10 protein-coding genes and 1 pseudogene are annotated in these 17,736 nt (G+C 45.8%); 4 read left to right on the forward strand and 7 right to left on the reverse strand.

All coding sequences use genetic code 11. The features are described 5' to 3' along the window. Window positions 1–102: 102 nt before the first annotated feature. From V2H45_RS14270 to V2H45_RS14280, 3 genes are all read right to left on the reverse strand, one after another. On the reverse strand, window positions 103–981 hold the full coding sequence (locus V2H45_RS14270) for a hypothetical protein (protein ID WP_330484318.1): 879 nt from the start codon (window positions 979–981) through the stop codon (window positions 103–105). A 46-nt stretch (window positions 982–1,027) separates the two neighbouring features. Then, window positions 1,028–2,062 (reverse strand): L-histidine N(alpha)-methyltransferase, encoded by a 1,035-nt coding sequence (gene egtD / locus V2H45_RS14275; RefSeq protein WP_330484319.1) that lies wholly within the window; start codon window positions 2,060–2,062, stop codon window positions 1,028–1,030. A 307-nt stretch (window positions 2,063–2,369) separates the two neighbouring features. After that, complete coding sequence (locus V2H45_RS14280) at window positions 2,370–4,013, reverse strand: PAS domain-containing protein (protein WP_330484320.1); 1,644 nt, start codon at window positions 4,011–4,013, stop codon at window positions 2,370–2,372. A gap of 298 nt (window positions 4,014–4,311) precedes the next feature. On the opposite strand from V2H45_RS14280, the gene V2H45_RS14285 reads away from it, so the two are divergent. Together V2H45_RS14285 and V2H45_RS14290 are read left to right on the forward strand one after the other, a co-directional pair. After that, window positions 4,312–5,076 (forward strand): sensor histidine kinase, encoded by a 765-nt coding sequence (locus tag V2H45_RS14285; RefSeq protein WP_330484321.1) that lies wholly within the window; start codon window positions 4,312–4,314, stop codon window positions 5,074–5,076. 64 nt (window positions 5,077–5,140) lie between these two features. Beyond that, a complete protein-coding gene (locus tag V2H45_RS14290) occupies window positions 5,141–5,821 on the forward strand; it encodes a response regulator transcription factor (protein ID WP_330484322.1) in 681 nt (226 codons plus the stop codon). Window positions 5,822–5,826: 5 nt separating this feature from the next. Here the strand turns inward: V2H45_RS14290 and V2H45_RS14295 are convergent, their stop codons facing one another. The 3 genes and pseudogenes from V2H45_RS14295 to pdxA form a co-directional block, all read right to left on the reverse strand. After that, the gene (locus V2H45_RS14295; RefSeq protein WP_330484323.1) at window positions 5,827–11,178 is read right to left on the reverse strand and encodes an ATP-binding sensor histidine kinase; all 5,352 of its coding nucleotides are present in this window, start codon (window positions 11,176–11,178) and stop codon (window positions 5,827–5,829) included. Between the two features lie 19 nt (window positions 11,179–11,197). After that, a pseudogene (locus V2H45_RS14300) lies at window positions 11,198–11,551 on the reverse strand (response regulator transcription factor); the annotation flags it as partial. Window positions 11,552–11,725: 174 nt separating this feature from the next. Continuing rightward, complete coding sequence (pdxA, locus tag V2H45_RS14305; protein WP_330484325.1) at window positions 11,726–12,775, reverse strand: 4-hydroxythreonine-4-phosphate dehydrogenase PdxA; 1,050 nt, start codon at window positions 12,773–12,775, stop codon at window positions 11,726–11,728. Between the two features lie 188 nt (window positions 12,776–12,963). Between pdxA and dnaA the strand changes: the two genes are divergently transcribed. Then, window positions 12,964–14,433: a chromosomal replication initiator protein DnaA gene (gene dnaA, locus V2H45_RS14310; protein WP_408648787.1), complete on the forward strand. Its 1,470-nt coding sequence runs from the start codon at window positions 12,964–12,966 to the stop codon at window positions 14,431–14,433. Between the two features lie 77 nt (window positions 14,434–14,510). On the opposite strand, the gene V2H45_RS14315 is transcribed toward dnaA, so the two are convergent. Next, entirely contained in the window at window positions 14,511–15,470 is a 960-nt protein-coding gene (locus V2H45_RS14315; RefSeq protein ID WP_330484327.1) for an asparaginase, read from the reverse strand. A 519-nt stretch (window positions 15,471–15,989) separates the two neighbouring features. Here V2H45_RS14315 and V2H45_RS14320 point away from each other — a divergent pair. Continuing rightward, on the forward strand, window positions 15,990–17,687 hold the full coding sequence (locus V2H45_RS14320; protein ID WP_330484328.1) for a response regulator: 1,698 nt from the start codon (window positions 15,990–15,992) through the stop codon (window positions 17,685–17,687). Window positions 17,688–17,736 lie beyond the last annotated feature (49 nt).

Raw genomic sequence — 17,736 nt, forward strand, 5'->3', positions numbered from 1 at the left:
CCAGAGAGGTCTTTCCATAGCATCTTTCCATATTGGCTGAGTTGGAAAATGAAGATTCGCTAAGAAGTTACTTAAATATCTTTAACGATCGCTTAAAACCGATTAATTCAAATCCTGCCCAGCATCGGCGATCGCTTTCACTCCTGCCTCAACACAGAGGCGATCGACAACTTCAGTCAATCCAAATACCTTTGCCCAATGGTAAATATAAGCAAAATCGAGGTTATCCGCTTGAACTTTCATAATGCCTAAAACATCACGCAGTTGCTTTTCAGACTGCTGCCAACTTAGCTTACTAACGATCAGATCTTCAGGAGAAGCAAGATCGATTTCAATACCACTTTCTAGAGGATAAGATTGCCGCCGCGCAAATTTCAACTGCTCGTAGTCATTCCCTACCGCAACGATCAAATCGGCACGAGAAATCGATTCAATATGAGTGATTTGTAAGGTCTTCATTTGCCCTGCAATCACTGTCTCTAGCCCAGCCACATAAAATCCCTGTTGTTCTAGTAGGTCTGACAGTCGAACGATCTGCTCCGTTGAAATCTCAATGACAATGTCTAAATCTTGGGTAGTACGAATTTCCCCATAGGCGATCGCGGCAACGCCTCCCGTGACATAGTAAGGGATAGATAGCTGCTTAAAAATGGAGTCTAGCTGCCCTGCCAATTGAATCGAGTCTTGAATCCAAGTCATTTCCGAACCTTGGGGAATATATGTGGATGGACAGTTTGGCAGCCATGCCTCTGCTAGTTTGCGGCTAAATTGAGTAAAAGATAAATGGGCAAATTGGCGGCGGAAACCTGCGATCGCCAGCTTACGAGCGCTACGGTTTAGCTGCGCTCCCATCTGTAAATGTTCCTGCACGGTCTTTTGTCGAAGCAGTGCGAAACATAGGAGGTCTGTCTCTATGGTTGTATCGATCGCTTGGGGGCGATATCCTTTTGCCGCAGTTAGTTTAGAGATTTCTACAACCATAACGATCGATCGCGTTATCGAACCACTTAATTATAGCGCCCTCATTCTATCGTAAGGGTAATATCTGGCAAAGTACCAAGCCATACCAATGATTTGGGTCAGTCCAAGACCTAATATGACGGAAGCCTTTGCTTTCCAAATCACGAGCGAGATGCTTGAGATTAAACTTGCGCGAAATCTCCGTGAGCATAGTCTCATTTGGTTCTAAATCAATCGATAAATCGAGCGATCGCAAATTCACCCGCTGTCGCCCAAGACTGCGAAGATACATTTCAATTTGATGCTGCTCCTGATTGTAAAATGCCGCATGCTCAAACCGAGTGAGGTCAAAATCACCTTCAAACTTGTAATTGAGATGGCGTAAAAGATTGAGATTAAACGCAGCAGTTACACCCAGGCGATCGTTGTATGCAGCTTCTAACACTGACTTTGACTTTTGCAAATCGATGCCCAACAACAAATACTCCCCTGCTTGTAGAACCCCAGCGAGGCGATCGCAGAAAACATCGCATTCATCAGGACTAAAATTACCCAGCGTACTGCCCAGAAAACATAACAATCTGGTGGGTAGGTGAGGTTGCGGTAAATGCTGAAGTCCTAATTCGTAGGTTCCCACAAAGCCATCGATCGCCAAGGTAGGATAATCAGACAATAAAGCGATCGCGCTATTCGAGAGAATGCTACCGCTAATATCGATGGGAACATACCTTAATCGATCGCCGCGATCGCGATAAGCATCTAGCAAAATTCGAGTTTTTGTCGAACTCCCACTGCCTAGTTCTATTAACTCGCATTCCCCAGTAATTGCCGCAATTTCAGCAGCATAGCTTTGTAAAATCGCCGTTTCCGTCCGCGTAGGATAATATTCGTCGAGATCGCAGATGCGCTCGAATAACTCCGAACCCAATTGGTCGTAAAAATATTTAGAAGGGATAGATTTAGGGAATTTATTTAATCCCTCTACAACATCTATGCCGAAATCATGATGAATGTCTTTCGGAGCGGTTAGGTGTTTTAGATTCAGGCGAGATTGCCTACTACTCAAACGTACTGTGCTCGTCCTGCGATCGAAAATAGTCATTCTTTCTCTCAATTGGGTTGCTATTTGATGCTGGAAGTCCTAGCTAAAGTGAGTTTTGACAAAGGATATTTCTAAGAAACTACCTTTATCCAGCAACTCGGACTTACTCCCTTTAATTCCCCCTTGTAAAGGGGGAAAACTAGAAATCTCGATCCAGTGGGGAGTCGCTTCGCGGAAGCGTGCAAGGGGAGGGATTATGTGGGGTAAATTCTAAATCAGAAATCGCCTTAACTCTATAATCGTCAACTTCGCTAAAGCAGGTATGAAGTTGATTTAAGGATTCTCTAATATATCCATGAAAGAATAATTATTTTACGCTCAGCTTTCTCTCATAATTTATCGGCAAGCGCACATCTACGATCGCTCCGCCCGTAGTCCCTGGCTCTAGCTTAAAACTCCCTCCATGAGCCTCTAGAATCTTTTTGACGATCGCCAGACCCAAACCATTGCCAGAGGGTTTCGTCGTAAAAAATGGTTCCGTCAGTTTTGCTAGAATTTCGGGGGGAATGCGATCGCCCCCATTACAAATTTGAATCGAGGCTTCGCTGCGGATATCGTCACAACAGACTTGCAGGAAAACTGAGTCTCCTGCCGAAACGGCTTCACAGGCATTTTGCAATAAGTTAATCAAAACTTGCTTAAACTTGTCGCGATCGACAGAAACATAAATAGGAACGGATAGTGGATGAAATTCAATCTGTCTTTCGGTAACGATCGGGCTACTAGAGATATTCCTAACTATCTCTGCAATTTCAGCATTTAACTCTATGGACTCAGCGATCAAAACCTCGCGTTTCGCAAACAGCAAAATTTCATTTAATAAGCGTTTCAGCCGTTCTGCTTCCCCCAGAGACAAATCCAATCGTTTACGCGCACCATCGGATAATTCTAATCGCTGAAAATAGGTTAAACCCATCAACACGGTCGTTAGCGGATTGCGAACTTCATGCACGATTGTTGCTGCCAACTCACCTAATTCCGACAACCGTTGCATTGCCTGAAGCGTTTTTTCCTGTTCCAGTTTGCGCTCCGTAATATCCTCAGCAATCCCTGCAATACGGTAGACCTGCCCCAAATTATCCACAATCGGAAACGAGCGATCGCGAATTATACGCACTTGACCATCGGGTCGGATAATTCGATACTCAAGGTCAAATTTTTGGGTATCAAAGCGATCGAAAGCTGCGTATACCTGCTCTCGGTCTCCAGGATGGATCGTATTTTTCCAAGCATGGCGATCGCGATACCAAAGTTCGCTAGATATCCCAAATATCTTTTCAAAGGGCGGACTAATGTAGAGAGGGACACCATCATGGGAATACATCCACACGACGGGTTCCAAATTCTCGGCAATCTGGCTCAGCTGCTCTTCTCTTTCGCGCAGCGCTTGTTCCACTGCCTTGCATTCCTCAATCTCTTGTTGCAGTTTCTGATTGAGTTCCTGCTGCTGTTGGTAAAGGTTATAGTTATCGATCGCCGTTGCCGCTCTTTCGGCAAAAACCTCAACTAGACGAATTTCTTCTAGGGTAAATTTTCTGGGTTGTCGATGAAAGGAACAAATTGTACCGATTACGTTTCCTGTTGGTAAACGCAAAGGCACACCTAGATAGGATTGATAGCCCTCTGGTGGTTCTCCATATTCCTTATTGATGTCAGTATCTTCTACCACCAGACAACGTCCGCTCTCAACAACCTGCCCTGTCAATGTGCCATGCAGCTCATAGACATCATTCGCAGCTTCGCCAATGTCGATAGAACTCGCCAGCACGCGCTCCAGCCCATCTTGGCATAGCGTCACCACCGACCAATCTAGACCGATAAGTTCGCTGACACTCTTAGCGGTTGATTCCAAGTAAGTACTTAACTCACCCGCACGATAACTGAGTGCCGAGAGCACTTCCATTGTGCGTTGAATTTTACCTGCTTGCGTAAAGTCTACATGCGAAATCATTAGATTTTTTGGGGTACAAAGCACGCCGTTACAATCTTAACGCGAACTGGATTGCTGATTTTCCCTTTGCCAGCTAGCTTCTTTTACAGACATATTACAGACATAGGTCTTATTATCCTGAACTCAGGTTGCCTTATATGAAGATTCGCTGAATATACCCTAAGAATTTCTTTAGCAAGAATTAAGATTTTCCTAGGGAAATGCTTAAAGTTAAATCATGTTAAGCCTGCACAGATCGTTAGTATAAATATAACTACGATTTTCGCTATTCCTAGAACCTTACTAAACGTAAAAACTGTTGCCATTTCTTCAAACCACAAAAAACAGAATATCTATTCCTTTAGAACCGCCCATAGCACAAGCCAAAGAAATGGAATTACAGCAAAAGCACCTGATTAGTAACATCTCTCACGAGTTACGTACGCCGCTGACGTTAATCTATGGCTATATGCAAAGCGTGCTGCGGCGGGGAGATAACTTAACTGCTCAACAGCAAGAAGCCTTAAAAATCGCGATCGCTGAAATGGAGCAAACCATTGGACTACTTAAGAAAATGCTGGATGCCGCTCGTGCCAGTGATGGAATCGAGCCACCTCATATGGAAACTTTATTAGTAAAAGCAGAAGTGGATAAAGCCATAAAAACAATTCAGACACAGCATACACGCACCATCCAAATTCAAACAGAATCGCGGCTCGAATTCGCAGCGATCGCTGCCGATCGCTATCAATTACGGCAGATTTTAATCGAGCTGATGGAAAATGCGATTCGGTATTCCCCGCCAGATACCCCGATTGTCATAAAGTTAAATAAAATTGCCGATCGCATGGCGATTGGTATTTGCGACCAAGGTTGTGGTATTCCTGAGGAGGAGCATAGTCAAATTTTTGAGCTGTTTTATCGCGTCGATCGCTCCCGCGCCCGTACAACAGGTGGTGCGGGCATCGGCTTAGCGATCGCTAAGGAGTTAACCGAAGCCATGGGCGGTACGATTGGCTTACAGTCACAACAAGGTAAAGGCAGCACGTTTACGGTTATGTTTCCGATTTCGTCCGCTTCATAAACACTGATTTTTCTAGGCAAGTCAATGTTTGAATTCAATTTTTAGATGTAGTTAGGATAAAACGATGGCAACTCAAATTTTATTAATCGAAGATGAAATAAAACTTGCTCAATTTGTGGAAATGGAATTGAGTTGCGAAGGCTATCAAGTCAGCATGGCGAACGACGGATTGACTGGCTTAACCCTAGCGCGACAGATTTCTCCCGATTTGGTGATTTTAGACTGGATGATGCCAGGATTGTCGGGAATTGAAATTTGCCGACGGTTGCGATCGACGGGAATTAAAGTGCCTATTCTGCTAGTAACCGCAAAAGATGAAATTAGCGATCGCGTCACGGGTCTGGATGCTGGTGCGGATGACTATATCATTAAGCCTTTTAGCATTGAGGAACTGCTAGCGAGAATCCGTTCTCACCTCCGCCGCACCAAGGAAGAGAATACAGATACGTTGCAGTTTGAAGATCTGAGCTTAAATCGACTCACCCGCGAAGTCAAACGAGCAGGGCAATCCATTGAGCTTACCGTGAGAGAATTTGAACTCTTAGAATATTTGATGGCGAATCCCCAACAGGTCTTAACCCGCGATCGCATTTTAGAAAAGGTCTGGGGTTATGACTTTGGCGGCGATTCCAACGTGATCGAGGTCTACGTTCGCACCCTGCGGATCAAACTCGAAGAGCATAATCCCAAACGATTGATTCAAACCGTTCGCGGTGTTGGGTATGTGATGAGATCGAGTAAATGAAAGAATTAAGGGTTTAAGGGCAATTCGATCGTTACTGTAGTTCCCACATTGACCTCGCTCTCTAGATCGATCGCTCCTTGATGGAGTGTGGTACATTGCTTGACGATCGCTAATCCCAAACCCGTGCCTTGAATTTGTCCGACATTACTCGCCCGATGAAAGGTCTCAAACAGGCGATCGCGATCGCTGGGAGGAATCCCAATGCCGCAGTCTCTCACTTGGAATCTCGCCATGCCGTCGGCACAAACCAGATCGAAATAGATTTGACCGCCCTCAGGGGAATACTTGATCGCATTAGAAAGCAAATTCGCAAAAATATGCCGCATCAAGGTTGTGTCCATTTCTACTGCTTGACATTCACCTTGACAAGAGAAAATAATTGCCTGCCCTTCCTTGACATTCAGATTAAAAGCCGTCAAAAGTTCGTGACAAAACTGTTCTAGGTTGGTTGGTCTGGGTTCGTATTTGAGTACTCCCGCTTCGCTTCTACCTAACAGTAAAACTTCATCCAGCAGATGCAACATATCGCTGAGGGATTCTTGAATGAGCATCAAGTACTCGGTTTTGCGATCGTCGGATAATTGCCGCTTGGGATTTTGTAGCGATCGCACGCAGCCCGTGATCGTCATCATCGGATTGCGAAATTCATGGGAAACCATCGAGATAAAATTTGTCTTGAGAAGATTTGCTTCCCTCTCCATTTCCAAGGCTTTGAGAATAGTTTGTTCGTTCTCCTGTAGTTGTTGATTGGCTTGCGAAAGTTCTGATGTGCGCTCCTGCACGCGCATTTCAAGGGACTGATTCAGTTCCGCGAGGTTCTGATAGAGACGGGCATTTTCAATGGCGATCGCTGCCTGTGTAGACAGGAGTTGCAATACCTCTACCCTTTCGGGTGTAAAGGCATCATGGGCTAAATTATTTTCGACATACAGTACGCCAGAGAGCTTGCCCTGATTGACCAAAGGCGCACAGAGTACTGACATGGGTTGGTGCTTAATGATGTAGGGATCGTGGCTAAAGAGAGGTTTTTGCGAAGGATTGTTCAAAATTACGCTCTCTTGGGTGCGAGCCACTTGGGTAATCATAGCAACCGATAGATGTTCGCTAAATTCATCTATGGGAACTGACTGAAGCACTGTAACCAGTTCGCGATCGGCAATCCCTTCTGCCTCTACCAACAACGCCCCTTCGGATGCCAAAATCAAATATCCCTTTTCCGCTCCTGCATTTTCTAGCAGGATTTTCATCAATTTCATAATTAGTTGCCCCAGCATCATCTCTCCCGAGAGTGTCTGCGATGCTTTTAAAACAGAAGCCAAGTCTAGGATATTGGCATTGGTTCTGCCCGTACTTCTATGGGATGGGGAGCGTTGTGATGTAGGTTCGCTGACCTGTGAGAAGCGATCGAGTAATTGAGGATAGAGGCGTTCTAAATGGGCGACCTTGGCGATCGCACCCCATTTTTGATAGGCAAAGCGGGCATCACGCATATAGACCAGCGCAATTTTAGGCTTTCCGATATTGAGATAGAATCTTGCCGCCAACTCATGGGCGAGGGCTTCTTCTTGCAGATAGCCATGGTCTTGGGCGAGGGCGATCGCGCGATCGTAGGCATCGGTGGCTTTGGAGTTTTGCCCGAGAATGCGATCGCGCTCTGCCTCCACCAAATGAAACTTGTGGGCGTAGTTCATCGGTGCGTGATTTGCCCATAGCTTCATTTTGCGCTGATTAGAAGAAACTTCCCTTAATATTCGCCGTTTTTGATGCTTGGGTACAGTCGGAAAGATGGCAAGCTTAGCGAGGGAGTCATAAAAGAAGGCAACGGGAACGACCAGCAAACCCACTGCGCCATCTGCGAGCAGTTTTTTGACGCGATCGGCAACGTCCCCAGCTTCGGAATATTCGCAAAAGAGATAATGCAGGATCAGCTTGTTAAGATATAGATGAAATAGAGTGCTGTTGTCCCTACTGGCAGTATGTATGGGCAGTTTTTCCTCTTCGTTATAACTCTCACCGATTAATCGGCAGGGATGCTGGGATTGACCGAGGAGATTTAAGATCGCTTGCCGATAGATAGCCGTTAAAAAGATGGCACGAGAACGATTAAACCCCAGCAAGACATCGGTATAGGATGCCATTTCGCGTTCTAAAACGGCTAGTTCGCTGCCTACCAGATAGGCATGATAGAAACGAAAGGCGATCGCAGCCGTGCCATAATCTAAATCCCCCATTTCCAGACCGATCTGATAGGACGCTAACAACGGATCGAGGGTATCGCGTAGGTGACCTTTCCAATGGATGAGGTATAGATTCACCAAGAGCAGGGTTTTTGGCAAAAATTCCTTGGCATTCAGCTTGGGCATTAGTTCCGAGGCAAGTCGTGCGAATTGAAATCCCTGATCAAAGTTCTCCTCCGCACCGCAGAGTACCATCCCGTAATCGGCGTAGCCAAAGGCAGAACCGGGAGCATTGCCATATCGCAGCGAGAGTTGAATTTTTTGAAACACCATCAACTGCCAGAGATCGGGGCGAGTAAAATAAGTTGGCGTGCAAACACTAGCGATTGTCGCCATCGCAGCACGTTTGTTGGGATTCGTCATTTTGGGCAAGTGCATCAACGATTGAGTTTTCTTACCAAATAAGGCTAATTTTGTACCGATCGCCCCCCACCAAACATCCCACCGACTGGGTGATTTGGGGATTTCGATCCCCAGCATAGCTAAAACATCCAAGGCGATCGCGATCGCTTCGGCAAATTTGTTTTGAGCGATCGCCGCTTGAATCTTAATCTGATAGATTTTTACCTTGTCTAAAAGCAATTTGGCTTCGCGCAGCACGATCTCTGCTAGCCTTTCCATTTCTGGGTAGTTTCCACTCAGATAAGCCGTCTCTACCAGTCCCGCATACATTGCCAGCGTTAGATCGTAATCTTGGCGCCAACTGTTTGCTGCTAAAAGACTGCTACCCATAGAAAAGTAGGTAAATGCCGAAGCATAGGCAGTAAGCGATCGCGCTTTTAGCCCAGCGATGAGATTGAGTCTTGCCAACTCATTCTTCTCGGCGGACTCTATGCATAACTCACTGCTTCGATTCAATTGATTGACGATATCGAATATCTTTGTAGAGAGAAGTTCGCTCGGTGTGGATTTCAAGAGAAATAGCCCAATCTTTTGGTGAGCTTGAATTTTCTCCGCTTCCGAAAGCAAAGCATAGGCAGCTTGTTGAATCCGATCGTGCTGGAATTTATAATCCAGAACACGCCGATCTTCTAGCTCGGATACGGCGAGAATTAACAGAGATCGAACGGCTGTCATTAGATCGGAGGAAATTAGTTCGGGCGATCGCTCGCAAATTGTTGCCAGTGTCTCCAGATCGAAGTTCGTACCGATACAAGCCGCTAAGCGTAAAACCTGCTGGGTTGACTCTGGGAGCTTTTGAATTCTGGCGATCGCCAACTCTACAACATTCTCAGTAATTGCCTTTGCCTCAATTTGAGCAATATCCCATTGCCATTGGGGTTTTATGCCACTGTAAGTCAAGGTAATCAGATTCTCCGCATACATCATCCTGAAAAATTCACCGACAAAAAATGGATTCCCGCCTGTTTTATCCATGACCAATTTTGCTAGGGGTGTCGCGATCGGGATATCTGTATGGAATGTCTCTGCGATCAGTTGCGTCACAGCCTCTAATTTTAAGGGTTCTAACACAATCTGGCGAATTCCTCCAGCCCTCTGCAACCCTACTTCTAACATCTTGCATAATGGATGCCCATGATCGACTTCGCGGCGGGACGCATCCTGCAAGGAATCGCGGTAAGCTCCGATACATAGCCAGTGTGGGATATCGCTATCCACGAGTAACTCAATTAGTTTGAGCGAGGCAGAGTCCGCCCATTGCAGATCGTCGAGAAACATCACAAAAGGATGGCGATCGCTACAAAACATGCGAATAAAGTTCTGAAAGACGCGATGAAATCGATTTTGAGACTCGGCAGAATTCACTTCAGCCAGTTGTGATTGCTTGCCAACGATCCGTTCGAGGTTGGGAATAATATCTACGAGAATCTGTCCGTTTGCCCCTAAAGCCTTTGAGATCTGCTCTCGCCATTGTTGCAGTTGCGCTTCAGGTTCTGCCAATAACTGTTGAATCAATCCCTCAAGTGCCTCTGCGATCGCGGAGTAGGGCATCCCCTGCTGCAAGCGATCGAACTTGCCAGAGATGAAATAGCCCTGCCGTTCGCTAATTGGTTTGTAGAGTTCCCGCACCAAAGATGACTTCCCAATCCCTGCATATCCTGCAATCAGAATTAGCTTTTCTCTGGTGGAATTTTGGGCGGCACTGATTTGCTTGAATGTATTTAGTAAAATTTCGGCTTCTTTCTCTCTTCCATAGAGCTTCTCTGGAATCTGAAATCGATTGGAAATATCTTGGGATGCTAGAGGGAATTCAGCAATTCTACCCTTCTGTTGTAGTTGGGTCAGACAATTCTCTAAATCTGATTTCAGTCCCCAAGCACTTTCATAGCGTTCCTCAGCATTTTTTGCCAACAACTTCATGACGATATCAGAAACGATTGCAGGGATCTCCACATTCACCTGCATAGGAGACAGAGGTAATTTCGCCAAATGCGAATGCACCAACTCCAAAGTGTCTTCAGTATCAAACGGAAGTCTAGATGTCAGGAGTTCGTAAAGGGTAACACCGAGCGAATAAAAGTCAGTGCGATAATCTAGACTGCGGTTCATTCGTCCCGTCTGTTCGGGAGACATGTAGGGCAATGTTCCTTCTAAGACATTCGCTTGCTTGAAGGATTGGCTCTCTTGGATAAGTTCACCAGAGATGAGTTCGCTAGAAATGCCAAAGTCAATGATTTTCAGGCAGCCCGTATCTGGGTTGTAAACGATATTACTGGGATTGATATCCCTATGAATGACATTGACAGCGTGAATCTGACCTAGACTCTCGGCGATCGCGATCGCAATCTGCAGAAACTCAATGAAAAATAGATCTCCCCCGTTCGCTTTTTCCTTAAGTGTGGATCGCCCTTGCATCCACTGCTTTAAAGAAATCGCACCAAAATCTTCTAAAACAATTACCAGCCTTTTCTGGTGTGTCTCTAGGGCATATGCCGCGATCGCACCCCTATTTGCCGAATCCCTATTTTCCTGAGTTAATTTGCAAATAATCCTGTATTCCTGCTGATATCGACGCAGTTCTTCAAGCGAGGGAAACTCTTCTTTCAATACCTTCAAAATCACCAAGGCTCGATCTACAGTTCGCAGCGCACGATAAACTAGCGACTTATCACTTTCATAGAGCTTTTGTGTAATTTCGTACCCTGAAACTGCAAGCATAGGAATGTTAGACGAGAGATAGATAGGTTGCGATTCTGGCAAAAATCTCTTCGATGTTAAAAGGCTTGACCACAAAATCAGTAGCCCCTGCTTCTAGTCCGATGACGCGATCGCTGAGTTCGTCCCTTGCGGTCAATAAAACGATCGGAACTTTATGCCCTAGCGATCGCAAACGTCGGCATACTTCCACGCCTTCCAAACTAGGCAACATCCAGTCTAAAATCACGAGGTCTGGCTGTGACTCTAGGGCGAGATTTAATCCTGTGATGCCATCATGTGCCACAGTAACGCGATAGCCCTCAAGCCCTAATTCCGATTCCATAAATCGACATAATTTAACATCGTCTTCTACTAGCAGAATATGTGCCGTCATACATGTTTCTCCCCATTCAAGGTAATCCAATTAAGATTTTCTTTACCTTTTTACTCTAGTAGATCTAATCCTAGAAAGATGAATTTCCCCTGAAGCGATCGTTAACTTTTACTTAGCATGCAGGTTTGTCGAATCTATGCCAAGGTAAATCTCAGGGTAAATTGGTCAGAAACATCATTCATTTGCCACAACTGACTTCGCTTTATGATGAGAAGCTAAGTCGGCAGCGAGGAAAATGGATTCGATCAGGCTGGCGGGGTTGGCGATGCCTTTGCCTGCAATATCAAAGGCCGTACCATGATCGGGAGAAGTTCGCACGAAGGGTAGACCAATCGTCGTATTGACCGCCCGATCGAAGGCGAGAAGTTTCACTGGAATCAGTCCTTGATCGTGATACATCGCTAGATAGGCCTCATGTCCTACGTAAATCCGATCGCTTTCATACCATGCCTGAGCAGGCTTTACCCACATTGTATCGGGTGGAATCGCGCCATCCACAGGGAAATCAGGATATTTATGATTCCATTGTTTTAATAATGGATTCAGCCATTCCTGTTCCTCTGTGCCTAGTTGCCCCTGTTCGCCGCTGTGAGGATTGATTCCCGCGATCGCAATTCTCGCCTGTGACAAACCAAAATCCTTAAGCAGCGATCGCCGCAGAAGTTCCAATTTGCGCTCGATCAGGTCGGGCGTTAAGGCTTGGGTGACTTCGCTGAGGGGAATATGCACGGTTGCCAATAACGTTCGCAAGATCCAACCCGTATGGGGCGATCTGCCCACAAACAACATGCCAAACTCCTCTACCCCACTGCGCTCTGCCAGTAGCTCCGTCTGCCCTGGGTAGTGATGCCCTGCTAATTTCCAAGCTGACTTGGCGATCGGGGCAGTGACGATCGCGTCAAACTTGCCTGCGAGTGCCTGCGCGATCGCTGTGTCTAAATAGGTAAAGCTAGCTGCCCCACTCGCCGCATTGCCCACGCCGATCGCGATCGGTTCCTGCGTAGCCGTATCGAGCATCTCGAAGCTATCTGGATCGGCTAAGGGGAGATTTGTGTGGTCTTTTAATGACAAATAAATGTTTTGGACTTGACTGCGATCGCCCACTACCGTTATCGTACTTAACATTTTATACAGTAAGGGATCTGCCAGAGCCTTTAAAACGATCTCTGTACCTATGCCCGCAGGATCTCCTAGGGTTAGTGCTAACTTAGGTTGTGGATTCATCGGTTTATCTTGCTCTAAAGGTAAATAAGGTTATCTTGCGTTAGTTTTACAGGTTCGAGCCGTTACGCATCAATTTTTTTATGGTCATATTTGTTGCGATCTAAGATCTTGAGCCACGAATCCTGTCTAGCCACGCTAATATGAATGTCTCAGCCTTAACACCATCTATAGTCCTTGCCAAAATGCCTGTGGATATCTCATTAGAAACTGTCTGGAATCAGGTTCTTGAGCTTTTAGAAAGCCAGCTCAGTCGTCCTACCTATGAAGGCTGGATCAAGACTGTGGTGGCAGAAGAGTTAACCACAGAACGGCTGACCATTCGCACGCCCCACCCCTTTGCCAAAAATTGGCTGCATAAATACTATTTTCAGAATATTAACAGCGCCGTAGCCGAAATTTTAGGCTATCCCGTTGAAATTCATATTGTCTCATCGCCTAACCCCAATAGTAGCAATGAAGCTTTGGTAGAAGACGAAAGCGATCGCACCACGCTGCAAGTGGATGAGGCGGACGATCCCAAACCTTCCGATCTAAAAAATTCAGACACCAAAACCTCATCTGCAAAAGCCCCCGTCCTTTTGCCCCTGCCAGAAATTAGCAATGCCCCTAAAAACAGCACGCTAAACGCCAAGTATGTGTTTACCCGCTTTGTGGTGGGGGCAACCAATCGCATGGCACATGCCGCTGCTTTAGCCGTTGCTGAGTCCCCTGGGCGCGAGTTTAACCCGTTATTTCTCTGTGGTGGTGTGGGGCTAGGTAAGACCCATCTCATGCAAGCGATCGCCCACTATCGGCTGGAAATCGATCCTGCGGCGCGAATTTTCTATGTCTCGACCGAACAATTTACCAACGATCTGATTACGGCAATTCGCAAAGATAGCATGCAGTCCTTTCGGGAGCACTATCGCGACATTGACATGATTTTGGTGGATGACATTCAGTTTATCGAAGGGAAAGAATACACCCAAGAAGAGTTCTTTCACACTTTCAATACGCTGTATGAGTCGGGGAAACAGATTATCTTGGCAAGCGATCGCCCACCCAATCAGATTCCTAAATTACAAGAACGTCTTTGTTCGCGATTCTCAATGGGGCTAATTGCCGATATTCAAGTGCCCGATCTAGAGACGCGCATGGCAATTTTGCAGAAAAAAGCCGAGTATGAGAACCTGCGAATTCCCAGTGATGTGATTCATTACATCGCTGCGAGTTACACGTCGAATATTCGAGAGCTAGAAGGCGCCTTGGTGAGAGCTGTTGCCTATATCTCGATTTCGGGCTTGCCGATGACGATTGAGAATGTTGCCCCTGTATTGAATCCTCCTAAGGAACCTGTGGAGGTGTCAGCCGAGATGGTCTTAGATGTGGTTGCCGAGTTGATGAATATCGATCTCGCCGATCTGCAAAGCAATTCCCGTCGCCGTGAAATCAGTCAAGCCCGCCAAGTTGCCATGTATTTGATGCGACAACATACCAACCTCAGCCTTCCCAAAATCGGTGAGGCTCTAGGTGGAAAAGACCACACCACCGTCATGTATAGCTGCGACAAAGTGACCCAATTGCAAGCAAAGGATGCAGATACGGCTCAGCTAATTCGACAGCTCAGCGATCGCATTTATTTTGTGGCTCAGTCTCAACCCAAAGCCAACAAGGCATAGGAGCGTACTACAATAGAATGTTTGCTTAGAGCTTAGTAATTGCAATTATAGGCGAAATCTCAAGTGGGATATTAGGATTAAATAATCGATAGTTCGCCAGTAACTTCTAAACGCTTGTATTCTCCTAGTACGATAAAGGTTTCTTCCAAGCTCTCAGCGATCGAGGGGGTAATCCATCCCATTTGACGAAGTAAGTGAATTGCCACAGCATGTTTGGCACGTTTCGCTCCATCCATGACTTTAATTGAAAGCCCTAAACCTTCGCCGACGCGACCGACACATTGCACGCCTTCTGCACCCGATTTGCTGACTAAAGCCCCTTGGGTACGGCGCATCAGTTCGGTGTCAAATTCACCATCCCCTGAAATCATTTCAGGATAGTGGGTCATCGCTCGGGTAATTCGTTCTAAATGGAGTTGATTGTGCGCTGCCAGTTGGGCATAGAGATGAGCCAGTTGTCCTAGTTCCAAGAGATAGGTGGGAACGCCACAGTCATCATGGGCACCGATAAACTCTGCGGGAGGCATGTGCAAGAGTTCTGCCATTTTCTCTAAAATCAGTTGCTGCACGGGATGATTGGCATTCATGTAGGAAGAAATTTCCCATCCTTTTTGTTGGCAGACGGCAATCATGCCTGCGTGCTTGCCAGAGCAGTTGTATTGGAGGGGGCTACTCTTACCATCGGGAATTGGACATTGCAGGGCACTCGCCTCAACGTCGCAACGCCATAAAATGTTAAATACTTGTCGCGCTTGCTGAATATTGCCTTGATGCGAACCGCAAATTACGGCTAAGTCGGCTTCCGAAAGGTTAAATCGTTCTTGCGTACCGGTAGCAGACACCGCGATCGCTTGGATCGGTTTTAAAGCAGATCGCGCAAAGGTAGCTGTTTGGGCATCCCCAGCCACGGATAAAACCCGCCCCCTTGTATCGGCAACTGCAGCTTGGCAGATATGCGATGACTCCACGACGCCCTCACGCAATAAGCTGACGGTAAGGCTGCTAGTAGTTGAGCGATTTCTTTTTCCGAAGTTCATATTATAGGATTTATAGAGTGACTGGCAGGGACGATGACCAGAGAATAGAGAGCGTCAATGTGGACGCAACCATGATCTTACGAACAGGTTGGGATAAATGTAAAGATATATAACAAAAAATAGCAAGCTGCCATGGGTGTATGGGTAACGATAAAATCTATCCTAACCAAACTAAATTTTGCGCTTGGCTAAATTCTTCATCGTTTTCTTCATAGTTTTGGGGGATAATGCCCTTGGGGAATTGTATTTTTTGGGGATAGCTATGGTCTTCGCATCCAAATGGTAAGGGTTAGTTCGTGCTGAATGCCTTCCAAACTTAGGCTTCCAACCTTATGTCTTGCTTGAGAAAAGTTGGAGGTTTTACTGAATAAAAAATTTTGCTGCGAGTAGTTGGGATGTCAAATTCTAACTTTTTTATCATATCGTTGATGCTGAGGGGGCAGGGAATTTTATCCTTAGTAAGATTCAACCGATCGCTAGCCCATGCAATAGGTTTAACATTTAATTACAGATGAAGTCATGATGGCTCAACTCTTGCAACATTCTACAATTTTGATTGTGGACGATTCTGAAAGCGATCGCTCTACTTACTCGCGTTATCTGCAAGCAGACCAAGAGCGTCAATATCGCATTATCGAATCAGAAACCTTTGAAGAAGGGTTGGAAATGTGGCGATCGCAGCAGCCCGATCTTGTCCTGATCGATCTAAATTTGCCCGATGGCGATGGCTTGGAATTTCTAGAAGCGATCGATGCAGATCGTGCAGGAGAGAGAGTTCCTGCGATCGTGTTGACGGGGCAGGGAACTGAGAAAAAGGCTGTAAGCGCCATGAAATTAGGGGCGGCTGACTACTTGGTAAAAGGGGATATTACGGCAAAATCGATCGCTACGGCGGTTAGGCAAGTGCTGCGAGAAACCACGCTAAGGCGACAGTTACTGCGATCGCAACAGCAGCAGGCAGTAATCGCTGAAATGGCACTGCGGATTCGCGAATTACTGAACTTAGAAGATATCTCGAATGCGATCGTTAAAGAGGTGCGTCAATTTATTCATGCCGATCGCGCTGCTATTTATCAATTCAACCCAGATATGAGTGGCAAAATTGTTGCCGAAAATATCGCTTCGCCTTGGCAGCCTTGCTTAAATGTCCAAGTTGAAGACACTTGCTTTCAAGAAAATCTGGGTGGTGCCTATTGCGCGGGCAGGATTTTCGTAGCCAATGATATTTATGCGGCTAATTTGACAGATTGCCATATTCAACTGCTTGAAAGGTTTCAGGTACGGGCAAATCTGGTCGTGCCGATCCTGTTGTCCAATGAAGACAAACGAAGTTTATGGGGCTTGCTGATCGTTCATCAATGTTCGGCTCCGAGGGTTTGGCAAGATTTAGATATTCAGTTACTTCAGCAGTTATCGGTGCACTTAGAGATCGCCATTCAGCAAGCGATCGCTTATCAACAACTTCAAGCTGAGTTAGCGGAACGCAAACGAGTTGAGATTTTACTCTTAAATCAGCAAGCAGAGTTGGAAGAACGCAATGAACTATTAGAAAGGATAAGTGAGGAGTTGCAATGTACTGTAGAGGAATTGAGGGCTATTACTGGAGAACAGATCGCTCAACATCGATTGCTAGAATACGAACAGTCGCGCTACCAAACTTTATTTGACTTTGCTCCTGATGGGTATCTGGTGACAGACTTATCGGGCAAGATCCTAAAAGCAAATCAAGTTATCTTAAACTTGTTGGCAATTAGTCATGTATTTATTGTAGGAAAACCTTTGGTAGTCTTTATTGACTCTGCCCACAGGGATATTTTCTATACCTATCTCAATCACATCTCATCCTTAGACAATACCAAGACAACTTGGGAAATCACGTTGAAAGCTCGTCAAGGCATTCCTTTTCCTGCCGAAATTACCGTAATCAAAAACATCAATCTTGCGAATGATGAGACGCAATTGTTCTGGATGATTCGCGATATCAGCGATCGCAAACGAACCGAGCAAGAACTGCTACAACTCAATCAATCGCTAGAAGCAAAAGTTACAGAACGCACTCAAGCCATACAATTGCAATCGCAAATGCTGGAGCAGATTCATGATGCGATAATTTCTACTACGTTGGAGGGCACGATCCTAACTTGGAATATTGGGGCTGAGAGACTCTATGAATACGAGTCTAATGAAGCGATCGGGCAGAACGTTAGTATGCTTTAGGGCATCTCTAAAAATACAAACAAGAGTAGGAAGGGATTTGAGGAAAATG

Source organism: Tumidithrix elongata BACA0141 (genome assembly GCF_036349135.1).
Classification (GTDB): domain Bacteria; phylum Cyanobacteriota; class Cyanobacteriia; order Pseudanabaenales; family Pseudanabaenaceae; genus Tumidithrix; species Tumidithrix elongata.

Coding starts and splice junctions, on each gene's coding strand:
- V2H45_RS14270 (WP_330484318.1), bottom strand. CDS start 981: ATGGTTGTAGAAATCTCTAAACTAACTGCGGCAAAAGGATATCGCCCC.
- egtD (WP_330484319.1), bottom strand. CDS start 2,062: ATGACTATTTTCGATCGCAGGACGAGCACAGTACGTTTGAGTAGTAGG.
- V2H45_RS14280 (WP_330484320.1), bottom strand. CDS start 4,013: ATGATTTCGCATGTAGACTTTACGCAAGCAGGTAAAATTCAACGCACA.
- V2H45_RS14290 (WP_330484322.1), top strand. CDS start 5,141: ATGGCAACTCAAATTTTATTAATCGAAGATGAAATAAAACTTGCTCAA.
- V2H45_RS14295 (WP_330484323.1), bottom strand. CDS start 11,178: ATGCTTGCAGTTTCAGGGTACGAAATTACACAAAAGCTCTATGAAAGT.
- pdxA (WP_330484325.1), bottom strand. CDS start 12,775: ATGAATCCACAACCTAAGTTAGCACTAACCCTAGGAGATCCTGCGGGC.
- V2H45_RS14315 (WP_330484327.1), bottom strand. CDS start 15,470: ATGAACTTCGGAAAAAGAAATCGCTCAACTACTAGCAGCCTTACCGTC.
- V2H45_RS14320 (WP_330484328.1), top strand. CDS start 15,990: ATGATGGCTCAACTCTTGCAACATTCTACAATTTTGATTGTGGACGAT.